This window comes from Streptomyces sp. XY006 (genome assembly GCF_002237655.1).
In the GTDB taxonomy this organism is placed as follows: domain Bacteria; phylum Actinomycetota; class Actinomycetes; order Streptomycetales; family Streptomycetaceae; genus Streptomyces; species Streptomyces levis.
This window is the reverse complement of record NZ_NOKT01000003.1, coordinates 212,091-225,151: the sequence shown is the minus strand read 5'-3', so window position 1 is coordinate 225,151 and position 13,061 is coordinate 212,091. Positions and strand designations below refer to the sequence as shown.

13 protein-coding genes and 1 tRNA gene are annotated in these 13,061 nt (G+C 74.7%); 9 read left to right on the top strand and 5 right to left on the bottom strand.

The features are described from left to right. Positions 1–49: 49 nt before the first annotated feature. Positions 50–1,438 carry a HAMP domain-containing sensor histidine kinase gene (locus tag CHR28_RS05560; protein WP_094052327.1) on the bottom strand — a complete coding sequence of 463 codons (1,389 nt, stop codon included), beginning with the start codon at positions 1,436–1,438 and terminating at the stop codon, positions 50–52. Next, on the bottom strand, positions 1,435–2,139 hold the full coding sequence (locus CHR28_RS05555; RefSeq protein WP_094052326.1) for a response regulator transcription factor: 705 nt from the start codon (positions 2,137–2,139) through the stop codon (positions 1,435–1,437). The genes CHR28_RS05560 and CHR28_RS05555 overlap by 4 nt, the downstream gene beginning before the upstream one ends. Positions 2,140–2,305: 166 nt before the next feature. Between CHR28_RS05555 and CHR28_RS05550 the strand changes: the two genes are divergently transcribed. Then, on the top strand, positions 2,306–2,827 hold the full coding sequence (locus tag CHR28_RS05550; RefSeq protein WP_094052325.1) for a hypothetical protein: 522 nt from the start codon (positions 2,306–2,308) through the stop codon (positions 2,825–2,827). 13 nt (positions 2,828–2,840) lie between these two features. Here CHR28_RS05550 and CHR28_RS05545 read toward each other — a convergent pair whose 3' ends face one another. Continuing rightward, on the bottom strand, positions 2,841–3,710 hold the full coding sequence (locus tag CHR28_RS05545) for a spermidine synthase (RefSeq protein WP_094052324.1): 870 nt from the start codon (positions 3,708–3,710) through the stop codon (positions 2,841–2,843). Positions 3,711–3,770: 60 nt separating this feature from the next. Beyond that, positions 3,771–4,166, bottom strand: coding sequence for a hypothetical protein (locus CHR28_RS05540; protein ID WP_094052323.1), 396 nt, complete (start codon positions 4,164–4,166; stop codon positions 3,771–3,773). Between the two features lie 301 nt (positions 4,167–4,467). On the opposite strand from CHR28_RS05540, the gene CHR28_RS05535 reads away from it, so the two are divergent. After that, positions 4,468–5,919 carry a hypothetical protein gene (locus tag CHR28_RS05535; RefSeq protein ID WP_094052322.1) on the top strand — a complete coding sequence of 484 codons (1,452 nt, stop codon included), beginning with the start codon at positions 4,468–4,470 and terminating at the stop codon, positions 5,917–5,919. 89 nt (positions 5,920–6,008) lie between these two features. Here CHR28_RS05535 and CHR28_RS05530 read toward each other — a convergent pair whose 3' ends face one another. Further along, positions 6,009–6,602 carry a histidine phosphatase family protein gene (locus CHR28_RS05530; protein WP_094052321.1) on the bottom strand — a complete coding sequence of 198 codons (594 nt, stop codon included), beginning with the start codon at positions 6,600–6,602 and terminating at the stop codon, positions 6,009–6,011. A gap of 189 nt (positions 6,603–6,791) precedes the next feature. Between CHR28_RS05530 and CHR28_RS05525 the strand changes: the two genes are divergently transcribed. From CHR28_RS05525 to CHR28_RS05495, 7 genes are all read left to right on the top strand, one after another. Further along, positions 6,792–7,745 (top strand): phosphatase PAP2 family protein, encoded by a 954-nt coding sequence (locus tag CHR28_RS05525; protein ID WP_094052320.1) that lies wholly within the window; start codon positions 6,792–6,794, stop codon positions 7,743–7,745. Then, a complete protein-coding gene (locus CHR28_RS05520) occupies positions 7,696–8,817 on the top strand; it encodes a hypothetical protein (RefSeq protein ID WP_094052319.1) in 1,122 nt (373 codons plus the stop codon). The genes CHR28_RS05525 and CHR28_RS05520 overlap by 50 nt, the downstream gene beginning before the upstream one ends. Beyond that, positions 8,808–10,400 (top strand): hypothetical protein, encoded by a 1,593-nt coding sequence (locus tag CHR28_RS05515; RefSeq protein WP_094052318.1) that lies wholly within the window; start codon positions 8,808–8,810, stop codon positions 10,398–10,400. The genes CHR28_RS05520 and CHR28_RS05515 overlap by 10 nt, the downstream gene beginning before the upstream one ends. Next, entirely contained in the window at positions 10,397–11,731 is a 1,335-nt protein-coding gene (locus tag CHR28_RS05510) for an AAA family ATPase (protein WP_094052317.1), read from the top strand. Before CHR28_RS05515 ends, CHR28_RS05510 begins: the two co-directional genes overlap by 4 nt. Positions 11,732–11,853: 122 nt before the next feature. Next, the gene (locus CHR28_RS05505) at positions 11,854–12,222 is read left to right on the top strand and encodes a hypothetical protein (RefSeq protein ID WP_094052316.1); all 369 of its coding nucleotides are present in this window, start codon (positions 11,854–11,856) and stop codon (positions 12,220–12,222) included. Positions 12,223–12,345: 123 nt separating this feature from the next. Further along, a complete protein-coding gene (locus tag CHR28_RS05500; RefSeq protein ID WP_094052315.1) occupies positions 12,346–12,966 on the top strand; it encodes a bifunctional DNA primase/polymerase in 621 nt (206 codons plus the stop codon). Then, a tRNA-Lys gene (locus CHR28_RS05495) sits at positions 12,957–13,030 on the top strand. Before CHR28_RS05500 ends, CHR28_RS05495 begins: the two co-directional genes overlap by 10 nt. Positions 13,031–13,061 lie beyond the last annotated feature (31 nt).

Below are 13,061 nucleotides of genomic sequence, written 5' to 3'. Positions count from 1 at the left end.
ACGCCCCGATCCCCGGGCCGCGGCGTGAGCGACTCGTGGGGCCGGCGTCTCAGGAGCGTTTGAAGGCCGCCGTCGGTCTGCCGCGGCGTCGGCGCCGCAGTTGCCGGTGGCCTCCGCCGGACGGGGCGCGTCCGTCCAGCTGGATCCAGATGCGCACCTCGGTTCCGCCGAGCACCGAGGAGCCGATGCGGACGTCCCCGCCGGTGGACTCCGCGAGCCGGCGCACGATGTCCAGGCCGAGCCCGGTCGAGCCGTCGCTGCCGGAGCCGCGGCCGCGCGCCATGGCGGCCTCGGGGTCGGGTATGCCGGGTCCCGCGTCGGAGACGAGGACGATCACCGCGTCCTCGGCGTTGTGCACGTCGACCGCGAAGGCCGTGCCCTCCGGGGTGTGCCGGAAGACGTTGCCGAGCAGTGCGTCCAGCGCGGCGGCCAGGTCGGCCCGGGCCACGGGGATGCGCACCGGCCGGTCGGCCCCGGCCACCCGCCACTTGCGGCCCTCGTCCTCCGCGAGCGCGGACCAGAACGCCATCCGCTCCCGCACCACCTCGGCCGCGTCGCACCCGGCGCCGGGACCCGCGGCGGCCGTCTGCGGCTTGGCCTCCCGGGCCGTACGGATGATCGTGTCGACCTCGCGCTCCAGTTGCTCGACCGCGGTCCGGGTCTGCTCGGCGGCCGGTCCCTCGCCCAGCGAGGCGGTGTTCAGCCGCAGCACGGTCAGGGGCGTGCGCAGCCGGTGGGACAGGTCGGCCGCCAGCTCCCGCTCGTTGGCCAGGAGTTGGACGACCTGGTCGGCCATCGAGTTGAACGCGACGGCCGCGAGCCGCAGTTCGCTCGGGCCCTCCTCCGGGACGCGGGCGCCGAGCTTGCCCTCGCCCAGCTCGTGCGCCCCCTCGACCAGGCGCCGGGCGGGCAGGACCATGCGCACGCCGAGCCGGTCGGCGACCGCGACGGAGCCGACGACCAGCGCGATACCGACCCCGGCGAGCACGGCCCAGGCCGTGCCCACGCCGTTGGTGACCTCGGACTCCGGCACGTACACCTCGACGACCGCGATCTCGCCGGTGCTGAGCGCGACCGGCTGGAGCAGCGTGGAGCCGCCGGGGACGCCGGTGGTGGAGGCGCGGCCCAGTTTCCGCACGGCAGCGATGTCCTGGTCGGCGGCGCGCTGCCGCCCGAGTTCGAGGGCGCGCTGGCCGTCGCCGGCGGGTATGTGCACGGCCATCCCGGCGTCGGAGCCGGCCGAGGCGACGACCCGCTCCAACTGGTCGCGGTCGGTGGTGATGGACAGGGCGGGGGCGACGGCCGCGGCCTCCCGCTCGGCGTTGGAGAAGGCGCGGTCCCGGGCCATCTCGCGGATGACGAGCCCGAGCGGCACGGCGAACGCGAGCACGACCATCGTGGTCACGGCCAGCGACACCTTGACCAGGGCCCACCTCATCGCGGTGCCTCCGCTCCCGGCGGTTCGAGCTTCACGCCGACGCCCCGCAGGGTGTGCAGATAGCGGGGGTTGGCGGCCGTCTCGCCCAGTTTCCGCCGCAGCCAGGAGAGATGGACGTCGATGGTCTGGTCGTCGCCGTAGGACTGCTGCCAGACCTCGGCGAGCAGTTCCTTGCGCGGGACGACGACTCCGGGGCGGCGGGCCAGGAAGGCGAGCAGGTCGAACTCGCGGCGGGTGAGGTCCAGTCGGGCGCCGTCCAACTCCGCCTGGCGGCGCAGCGGGTCGACGGTCAGGCCGCCGACCCGCAGCACGGGCGACGGCTCCGTCTCCCCGGCGGCGGAGCGGGCGCGGCGCAGCACGGCGGCCATGCGGGCCGAGAGGTGTTCGACCGAGAAGGGCTTGGTGAGGTAGTCGTCCGCCCCGGCGTTCAGCAGCCGGACGATCTCCGTCTCGTCGTCCCGGGCGGTGGCGATGATCACCGGTACGTCCGTGATGCCGCGCAGCATCTTCAGGGCCTCGGACCCGTCGAGATCGGGCAGTCCGAGGTCCAGGATGACCACGTCGAAACGGAAATGGGCGACCTCGCGCAGCGCTTCCAGCGCCGTCCCGACACTGCGCACGGTGTGCGAGGCGTCGGTCAGGTGCCGGATGAGCGCCGAGCGTACGAACGGGTCGTCCTCGACCACGAGCACACTTGCCATGCGCCGCACCGTACGCCATCTCCCACACCCGGGTGCGGGCCTGTGGACAACTCCCGTGGTGGGGACAACGAGTGCGCCCACGGGGGCCCGTGTGGGGACGGCGAGTGCGCCCGCGAGGGCCGGCGTGTGGACAACGCGTGGGACCCGTGAGGCAGGATGGCCCGCGATGCGCAGAGGACTCGTTCACGTACTGGCCTGGCTGCTCGCCACGGGCGCGGCGGTCACGCTGTCGTGGTGGGGTGTCCACACGGTGATGGCGGGCACGGCCTACGACCCGCCGCGGGCCCTGCCCATCAAGGCCGCCGAGGTGAAGGCACCGGAGCCCGAGCCGTCGGTCACCCCGCGGGAACGGACACCCGCGCCCCGGCGGACCCCGACCCCCTCGGCCTCTCCGCCCACGACGACCGCGAAGCCGGCTCCCTCCCCCAGCCGGACCCCCGGCCCCTCCCCCTCACCCGCCGCCACCGGCCGGGTCAAGAGCTACGACACCGACGGCGGCCGGGCGGTGTTCGACCTCGGGCCGGCGTCCGCCTCGCTCGTCTCGGCGACTCCCGGCGCGGACTGGTCGATGCAGGTGTGGAAGACGGAGTCGTGGATCCGCGTGGAGTTCTCCCGGGGCGCGGAGCGGGTGTCGGTGTTCTGCACCTGGCACGACGGGCCGCCGCGGGTGGAGATCGGAACCTACTGAGCGGCCTCGGGGCTCAGCGGAACACCGAGGGCGGCGGGGCCGGGGACGCCACCGCCGCGAGGTCCGTCACGGGCACGGCCCCGCCGGTGAAGTCGGTGAGCGTCCTGCCGTGCTCGACCCGTGCGGGGTGCGGGTCGGAGGCGGCGCGGCGGGTCAGCTCGGCGATCGGCAGCGGAGCGTCGGAGGCGACCAGGACGGCGTTGCCGAAGCGTTTGCCGCGCAGCACCGCCGGGTCGGCGATCAGCGCCAGGTGCTCGAAACGGGCGGCGGCGGTGGCGATCTGGCCGCGCAGATGGGTCAGCGGCGGCCCGTCGGCGAGGTTGGCGGCGTGCACCCCGCCCGGCTTGAGGGCCCTGCGGACGTCGTCGAGGAACTCGGTCGAGGTCAGATGGGCCGGGGTCCGGGCGCCGCTGAACACGTCGGTGACGACGAGGTCGGCCCAGCCGTCCGGCACTTTGGCGAGTCCCTCGCGGGCGTCGGTGGAGCGCACCCGTATACGGGCGTTCGGGTCCAGGGGCAGCTCGCGGCGGACCAGCCGGACGAGGGCGCCGTCGCGCTCGACGACCTGCTGGGTGGAGCGGGGGCGGGTGGCGGCGATGTAGCGGGCGAGGGTGAACGCGCCTCCTCCGAGGTGCACGGCCTGCAGCGGGCGGCCCGGCGGGGCGACGAGGTCGATGACGTGCCCGAGGCGGCGCTGGTACTCGAAGGACAGATGGGCCGGGTCGTCCGGGTCGACGTGCGACTGCGGGGCCCCGTCGATCACCAGGGTGCGGGCGCGGGGCCGGTCGCGGTCGGGGATCAGCTCGGCGAGTCCGCCGTCGACGCTCTCGACGACGGACTCCGCATCGGCCTGCCGGCGCCGACCGCTCCTGGACTTTCCCATGGGGTCATTATCGGGTCGCCCCGGTAAGCGGACCGTACGCCTGCCCGGCAGCCGGCCTTCTCAGCGGCAGCTGTCGGCCGCCTCGATCGTGCGGGCGGCCTCGCCCAGGGCTCTGCGCAGCACCGCCGGGTCCGTCGCGAGGTCCGCCTCACCCGGCGGCAGCAGCCAGTCCGAGCCCTCGACCGGGGGTCGGGGCGCGAGGGTCAGGCCGCGTCCGTCGGTCCCGGTGCAGGTGCTCCCCGGCACGTCCCAGGCCGCGGCCGTCCCCGGCGGGACCAGGAAGCCGAGGGTGCCGCCCCCGTCGTCGTGCAGCACGGGCCCCACCGCGTCCCCCGGTCCGCGCCGCAGGATGTCGACCGCCTCCAGGCCCTGCCGCGCCGGCACCGTCACCACATCGCAGCCGACCGCCGGCGTACTCGGCGGCGTACGAGGATCGTTGATCCGGCTGGTCGTCATCCCGGCCTCCACCACGAAAACCCCTGCTTGGACGAGCGGTCGGGAGACGGGGGCCTCCTCCCGGTCCACAGGGTTCAACGCGGCGGTGCGTCAACGGCTACGGCGGAAGTCAGCCGCAAAGGATGGCACTTCATGGCAGATCACGGATGAGATATCCGGTTTGTAGCCAAACTCAGCGTGAGGACTCCGACACAGCAGGTACGTTCTTGCTCGCCGGACACAACGCCGACGATGCGGACGGAACATCCCAAGTCGCCGTGTATCCGGCATGGTTCGACGGTTCGCACGAGAGGACCCGGCCATGGCGTCGTCAGCGGTGACCTCGTCTCAACCCGATCGGCCGGCACGGCCGAATCTCGCCTTCCGGCGGCTGCGCGGACAGCGCTCACCGGCCGAGTTCGCCGCGGTGATCCGACGGGCCGCCCTGGAGATCGGCGAGCAGGTCAGCTGTGACGCGCGTTACATCGGCCGGGTGGAGGCGGGCGAGATCCGCTGCCCCAACTACGCATATGAACGGGTGTTCCTGCACATGTTCCCGGGCCGCACGCTCACCGACCTGGGGTTCGCGCCCCGCTCGTCGGTACGCGGACGCCGGGCGCGCGGCACCGAGGACGCGCCCTGGACGCGGACCACGAACCCGGCGGACGCCACACGTGAGACCAGTGGGGCGTGCGAGCCGTATGAAACGCAGAACCCGTACGACCCGCACCACCCGCACGACACCTACGAGGAGAGCGACGTGCTACGTCGCGCATTCATGACCGGCGGGGGCGCCACCGTGGCCGCCGCCTCCCTGGGGCCCGTCGGCCTCGCCCGCGACGCCTCGGCGGCCCAGCGCCCCGGGCGCCGCGCCGGGACGAGCGAAGCGGGCGCCCTGGAAGAGGCCGTGCGCCGGATCCGGCTGCTCGACGACCGGCACGGCGCCGACGGCCTCTACCGCCGGGCGGCCGCCCCGCTGCGCGCCGCCTACGCCCTGCTCGACGCCGGCGCGACCCGGCAGACGACGGCGGACCGGCTCTACTCGGGCGCCGGGGAACTGGCCATCTCCGTGGGCTGGCTGGCCCACGACTCGGGACGCTTCGACGACGCCCGCTCCCACTACGCCGAGGCCCTGGCGACCGCCCGGATGACCGGCGACCCGGGCCTGGAGGCGCACGCCTTCTGCAACACGGCGTTCCTCGCGCGCGACGCGGGCCGGCCGCGCGAGGCGGTCCGGGCGGCCCAGGCCGCGCAGCGCGTCGCCAGGCCCGTGGGGTCGGCCCGGCTGATGTCCCTGCTCGCGCTGCGCGAGGCGGGCGGCTGGGCCGGACTCGCCGACCGCGTCGCCTGCGAGCAGGCCCTGGCCCGCGCCCAGACCCTCTTCGAACGGGGCCCTTCGGAAGCCGACCCCGAGTGGATGAGCTTCTACGGCGAGGCCGAACTGGAGGGCCTGGAGGCGCAGTGCTGGTCGACGCTGGGCGACTGGCCCCGCGCGGCCCGGCACGCGCGGCGGGCGGCGGAGCTGCAGGACCCGCACTTCACGCGGAACATCGCGCTGTACACGGCGGAGCTGGCGGACGACCTCGCGCGCGGGGGGCGGCCCGACGAGGCCGCGAGGGCGGGGATGCGGGTGCTGGACCTGCTGGAGGAGGTCCAGTCGTCCCGGATCCAGACGATGCTGGCGGCCACGGCGCGGGTGCTGGCACCGCACCGGAGGGCATCGGGGGTGTCGGCGTTCCTGGAGCGCTACGCCTCCTTGCCCCGGACGACCTAGGGCCCCGCCGTGCGGGCCCAGGGCCCTGCCGTCCGGAGCCGGGGCCCCGTCGCTCGGATCCAGCGCCCTGCCGTCCGGATCCGCCCGCCCTAGGCCAGGTGCCCGAGGTCGTTCCAGCTCTCGATCGCGGGCTCTCCGTAGGCCCAGCCCAGCACCGAAAGGGACGTCGGGTTCAGCCGTATCCGGGCCGCGAAGTCGATCGGCAGGCCGAGCCAGCGGGCGCCTATGGAGCGCAGGATGTGCCCGTGGGCGAAGATCAGGACGTCCCGGTCCGCCGAGCGCGCCCAGGCGACCACCTCGTCCGCCCGGGCCGTCATCTCGGCGAGGGTCTCGCCCTCGGGGACGCCGTCGCGCCAGATGAGCCAGCCGGGACGGACGGCCTGGATGTCCGCCGGGGTCATGCCCTCGTACGCGCCGTAGTCCCACTCCAGCAGCGCGTCCCAGGTCCGCGCGCGCTCGCCGAACCCGGCCAGCTCGCACGTCTCACGCGCGCGTGCCAGCGGGCTGGTGCGCACCTCGGCCTCGGGCAGGCCCTCGTACGGGGCCCGGTGCAGGCGCTCCCCGAGCAGCTTGGCCCCGCTCCGGCCCTCCTCCAGAAGGGGCACGTCCGTCCTGCCGGTGTGCTTGCCGGACAGGGACCACTCGGTCTGTCCGTGGCGGGCCAGCAGGATGCGCGGAGCCATGGGGAACCTTTCCGGAGGAAAAACGCAAGCGGAACTCCTCCATCATCGCGCACCCCGTCCGCGGGCAACCCGAGGGGCGATCTCTGCGTCTTTGAGGGCCGGAGGGCGCCCCCAGGGCGAGCCCGTACGCCGTAAAGTGGCACGACCGGACGGCCGGGCGCCGCGTGAGAAGAAGGGGGAGGGCATCGGATGCCGCACACCGAGACACCGGGCACCGAGGCGGACCCCGTCCCCCGGCTGCGCTGGTGGACCGAGCTGCCGCTGATCCTTCTGGTGTACGCGTGCTACTCGGCGGGCCGGCTCCTCGCCCGGGGCGACGTCTCCGGCGCGGTCGACCACGGTCTGGCGCTGCTGCGCTTCGAGAAGGCCCTCTACCTCAACTTCGAGCACCCGCTCAACCGCCTCTTCACGCGCGAACCCTGGATAGGCATACCCGCCGACTTCTGGTACGCGTCGCTGCACTACCTGGTGACCCCGGCCCTGCTGGTGTGGCTCTTCCGCTCCCGGGCCGTGCGCTACCGCGCCGCGCGCACCTGGCTGATGACGTCCACCCTCATCGGCCTGATCGGCTTCACGCTGCTGCCCACCTGCCCGCCCCGGCTCCTCGACGCGAGCCACGGCTTCGTGGACACGATGGCGCAGTACAGCTCCTACGGCTGGTGGGGAGGCGCGGCGAGCGCCCCGCGCGGCATGGGCGGCATGACCAACCAGTACGCGGCGATGCCGAGCCTGCACGTGGGCTGGGCCCTGTGGTGCGGCGTGATCCTGTGGCGCTACGGCGGTACGCGCCTGACGAAGGCGGCCGGTGTCGCCTACCCGCTCATCACCACGATCGTGGTGATGGGCACCGCCAACCACTACTTCCTCGACGCGGTCGCGGGCGCGGCCGTCATGGGCGTCGGGCTGCTGCTGGCGCCGCTGGTGATGCGGACGGCCGACCGGGTCAGGGCACGGTTCGTGCCGCGCGTCGCACCGGTCCCGGCGGACACTTCCGCCGCGGGTTCCTCGATTGTCAGTGCCGGATGCCAGACTTCCGCGGGTGAGCGAATTCCACGGCAGCGCGAGTCCCGGGTCGGAGCGGGAGCCGAGCCGAGTGCCTCCCCCCAGGACGCGGGGGACGGCGCTCCGGCACCGGCTCGCTGAGCTGCGCGGCCCGGACGTCCCCGCGAAGGCGCTGGACGCGCGGGCCCTGGCCGCGCTGGCCGCCAACCCCGGCTGCGCGCGGCGCGCGATCCTCGACGGCGCCGGGGTGAACAAGACGGCCCTGGCGAGCGCGCTGGGCGCGCCGTCGGCCTTCGGGCAGTCGCAGTTCGCGCTCACGCGGGGCAACGCCTTCGAGGCGAAGGTCAAGGCCGACGGCGGTGCGGAGCTGCTGCGGCTGGTGCACGAGAAGCTGGACCGCTCGGCCGAGCCGCCCGACGGCGCGTGGGTGCCCGACCTGACCGCGACCGGCCCTCAGGGGCGTACGGCCCGTACGGCGCTGGAACTGCGGGAGGCCGCCGCCCGTCCCGGCGCGTGGACGCTGCTCGACCACCCGATGCTCGCGCTGGACGTCGCGGGCTCCCCCGCGTTCCTGGAGCCGGACGCGGTGGTGGTGCACCCGGACGGCAGCTGGACGGTCGTGGAGATCAAGTCCTTCCCGATGCTGGACGGTTCGGCGGATCCGGCGAAGGTCGGGGCGGCGGCCCGGCAGGCGGCGGTGTACGTGCTGGCGCTGGAGGAGGTCGCGGCCCGGCTGGAGCCGGCCCCGCGCGTGCGCCACCGGATCCTGCTGGTCTGCCCCCGGGACTTCTCCAACCTGCCGGCCGCGTCCGCCGTGGACGTCCGCAAGCAGCGCGCCGTGACGGCCCGCCAGCTGGCCCGGCTGACCCGCATCGAGGACATCGCCGACGCGTTGCCCGAGGGCACGTGCTTCTCGCCCGAGCTGCCGGCCGAGGAGCTGACGGCGGCCGTGGAGTCGGTGCCGGCGACGTACGCGCCCGAGTGCCTGTCCGCGTGCGAGCTGGCCTTCCACTGCCGGTCGCGCTCCCGCGAGACGGGCGCGGTGACCTCGCTCGGCCGTGCGGTGCGGGCGGAGCTGGGCGGTCTGACGACCGTGGAGGACGTCCTGGCGGCGGCCCGCGGCGAGGCCGGCGATCCCGGCGACCCGGCGGTGGCGGCCCTGCGCCGCGCGGCGGCCCTGCGCGCCGAGGCCCTGGAGGCGGCGTGTCGCTGATCTCCACGCTGGCCCGCCTGGAAGCCGTCAGCACCGGCCGCGCCCAGCCCGCGGCCACCGTCCGGCACCGGCATCTGTCCGACCGTCCGCTGGTGTTCGTGCCGCTCGTCACCGCCGGTGAGGCCGGTGCCCCGCTGGGCGCGCTGATCGGCACCGACCGGGACGCGCCGCGTCTGCTGGCCGTCCCGCAGCCCCGCGACCGCGACCTGAGGTTCGCGTTCCTGGCCGACCTGGCCGACGTGGTCCTGCCATACGTCGACGCGTACGCCGAGGAGGTGGAGGCCGCCGAGCGCACCGAGACCGACCCGGAGACCGGCAAGCGGGTCAAGGTCGAGGTCGACCTGTGCGCGGACGCGCCGCAGCTCCTCGTGCCGAGCCGGGCGGGCATCGACCTGGTGCGGCTGCTCGGGCGGTCCACGCGCTTCCGGCGGACGGCCGAGCAGGACCCGGACGCGCCCTACCCGGCGCCGCCGCGGGTGCCGCTGCTCGGGCGGTGGCTGACGCACTTCGGGGAGCGGGCCCGGGTGCCGGGCTCCTCGCTGCTGCTGGCGATGACCGACGTGCTCGGCCGGCACTGGGCGACCGGGCAGTCCTCCCTGGAGGACCAGCATCTGGGTGCGCTGCTCGCCTGGATCGACCCGCCCGACGGGGTCACCGGCGCCGAGGCGGCGCTCAGGGCCGAGCTGGAGCGGGACGCGCAGGGGCAGCTGACGTGTCCCCCGGCCGGCCCGGCCACCGACCCGGCGTTCGACAACAAGCTCCTCGCCCCGGCCATCGAGCGCTACGACCGGGCCCGCACGGCCCTGGCCGCCGCCGAGGACGGCCTGGAGGCGGACGACCGGCTGGGCGCGCTGGCCGCCGCCGAGCGGGAGATCCGCGACCTGGTGCTCAGCCGCACCCGGCCCACCTGGGACGCGGTCTGGCGGGGCCTGGACCTGCTGCGCGCTCTGCCCCCGGGGGCGCATGTCGAGGAGCGGTGGACGCGCGACCGCTGGTCGTTCACCGGCCACCGCGACCGCGTGCTGGCGGGTGAGCCGCCGCAGCCGCGCCGCGACGACGCCGTCACGGCCGCGAGCAAACTGGCCACGCGCGAGCGCGAACAGGCCCGGCTGGAGGCGCAGGAGGCCCTCGACGACCCGCTGGTGATGGCGGGCCGGCGGCTGTCCGGGGAGGCGTTCGCGGGCGAGGTCACCGACGTCGTGATGGCGTACAGCGACGGCAAGCGCCCCAGCCCCCGCCCCCTGGTCACGGTCCGCACGGACGACCGGCCGCATCTCGGGGAGCGCACGAAGGTGTACCGGTCGCTGGGCGGCAAGCCGCAGTCAGCGGAGTTCGTCGCGGCCGAGGAGGACGGCGCGTCCGTGGTGCTGCGGATCCTCGACAAGATGGGCCGCGGCAAGGAGCCCGAGCCCGGTTCGGTGCCGGAGAAGGGCGACCGGGTCTGCTTCACGCTGTTCGAGCACGAGCAGCGGGGCGGCGCGAAGCTGCCCGACCCGGAGGAGACACCGTGGACGCACGGCGGGCCGCCCGGTGAGGCGACGCTGGAGCCGGCCGACCCGGTAACCGAGGAGGATGTGCTGTGACCACGGTGTTCGATCCCTCGGCCGCGGCGGCCCGGGCGACCGACGCGATCCTGCACGACACGCTGCACGGCACCGCGCGCGGAGTCGTCGTGGACTCCCCGCCCGGCGCGGGCAAGTCGACCCTCGTGGTGCGCGCCGCCCTGGAGCTGGCCGAGGCCGGCCATCCGCTGATGGTGGTCGCGCAGACCAACGCCCAGGTCGACGACCTCGTCCTGCGGCTCGCCGAGAAGAATCCCGAGCTGCCCGTGGGGCGGCTGCACAGCAGTGACGCCGACCCGTACGACAAGGCGCTCGACGGCCTGGACAACGTCCGCACGTCGGCGAAGGCGGCCGACCTCGCCGGGCTGGGGGTGGTGATCTCCACGGCGGCGAAGTGGGCGCACGTGAAGACCGACGAGCCATGGCGGTACGCGATCGTCGACGAGGCCTACCAGATGCGCTCGGACGCCCTGCTCGCGGTGGCCGGGCTGTTCGAGCGGGCGCTGTTCGTGGGCGACCCCGGGCAGCTTGATCCGTTCTCGATCGTGGGCAGCGAGCAGTGGGCGGGCCTCGCCTACGACCCGTCGGCCTCGGCGGTGACGACCCTGCTCGCGCACAACCCGGACCTGCCCCAGCACCGCCTGCCGGTGTCCTGGCGGCTGCCGGCCTCGGCGGCGCCCCTGGTCTCGGACGCCTTCTATCCGTACACGCCGTTCCGCAGCGGCACCGGCCACGGCGACCGCGCCCTGGCCTTCGCGGTGCCGTCGGACGGCTCGGGCCCCGACCGGGTGATCGACGAGGCGGCGGCATCGGGCTGGGGCCTGCTGGAGCTGCCCGCCCGGCACACCCCGCGTACGGATCCGGAGGCGGTGCGGGCGGTGGCGACGGTGGTGCGCCGCCTGCTGGACCGGGGCGGCGCGGCGACCTCGGAACGCTCGCCCGACCCGGCCCCGCTCACGGCCGACCGGATCGCCGTGGGCACGGCACACCGGGACCAGGCGGCCGCGGTCCGCGCGGCCCTCGCCGAGCTCGGCGTCACCGACGTGGTGGTGGACACGGCGAACCGGCTGCAGGGCCGTGAGTACGACGTCACGGTGGTCCTGCACCCCCTGTCCGGCCGTCCCGACGCCACCGCCTTCCACCTGGAGACGGGCCGTCTGTGCGTCCTGGCCTCCCGCCACCGGCACGCCTGCGTCGTGGTGTGCCGGGCGGGGGTGAGCGACCTGCTGGACGACTATCCGTCGACGGAGCCGGTGCAGCTGGGGACGGTGGTGAAGTTTCCCGACGGCTGGGAGGCCAACCACGCGGTGCTGGCGCGGCTGGCCGAACATCGCGTGTCCTGGCAGCCGTAGCGAACGCGGGGTGGTGGGGCGTCCGTATCCACCACCGCGATGCCCACTTGCGCGCCCGCGAGACAATGGACGGTGGCCCGCTCCACCGGGAGGGGCAGCGCGACGTACGAGGAGGAGAAGACATGGCGGAGCCCACGCCGCGTCGGAACGAACCGCGGCTACGCCCCGCGCCCCTGCTCTTCGAGCCCGCGGAGGCGGCCTCGGATCCTGAGCACTTCTTCGACCTCGAGTCGATCGACGACCCCCGGGCACTGCTGTCCCGGGCCACGGAGCTGACCCTGGCCTTCCGGGCCGCGGCGGACCGGGCGGTGGAGTTCCAGGCGATGGCGGCGGCGCAGCTGGCCGATCCGCGCCGGTTCGACCGGCTGACGACGGCGGACATCGCCGAGCGGGCCGAGTGGACCGAGGACTACGCCAAGAAGATGGTCGAGTTCGGACGGGACCTGATGCGGGGCGACGCCGAGGGCCGGGGCCCCGGCGACCCGGCCTAGGACGGGCTCCGCCCGATCACCCGGCATATGCCAGCCGGGCAAGATACCCCCACCCACCCGCTCCTGTCCCGGTTTCCCGCAACCCTCGGGAAGCGCACGCTCACGCCCGGTACATCTGGAGGCATGAGCAGCGCATGGAACGCCTCCCACGTCACCCCGGACGGAGCCGTCTGGCTCGCCTCGGCAGGAACGTATCCGCGAAGCACGCTCGCTCTCTGGGAAGAGCGGCCGCACGCGCCGGTCGTGCTGCCCTGCGGGTCGGTCTTCGACGTGGTCAGCGCGCCCGTGATGTTCGGGCGGCGGATGCTCGACCGGCTGTGGGACGACGGGCCCGGCTCGGGTCCGGTGGCGGAGTACCGGGGCCGGATGCTGCTGTTCGCCGCGCCCGGCACGGCCCAGCGGCTGCCCGCGCTGCTGGAGTGGGAGGAGTGGGGCGTCCACGGCCGGGACGCCCGGAGTGCACACGGCCGGGACGCCCGGGGTGCCCGGCAGGGCTGCCGCACGGACGCCGTGCCCCCGCTGCTGTGCCACGGCACCGGCGACGCGGTGACCGTCCCCGCCCCCGCGGGGAGCGTCTCCCGCTCCCGCTGGCTGGTGGCGCCCGACACCCGTCAGCCCTGGCTGCCCGGCCCCGAGGTGCTGCTCTGGGCGGCGGTGCGGGCGGCCCGGTCCGCCGTGCGGATTTCGATTTTTCCTCCCGCCGACCAGGATGCTAAGGTCTACGACGTCAGCAGGCGCCGCTAGCTCAGTTGGTTAGAGCAGCTGACTCTTAATCAGCGGGTCCGGGGTTCGAGTCCCTGGCGGCGCACGACAGTGAAAGGCCCCTCGCGCGAGCGAGG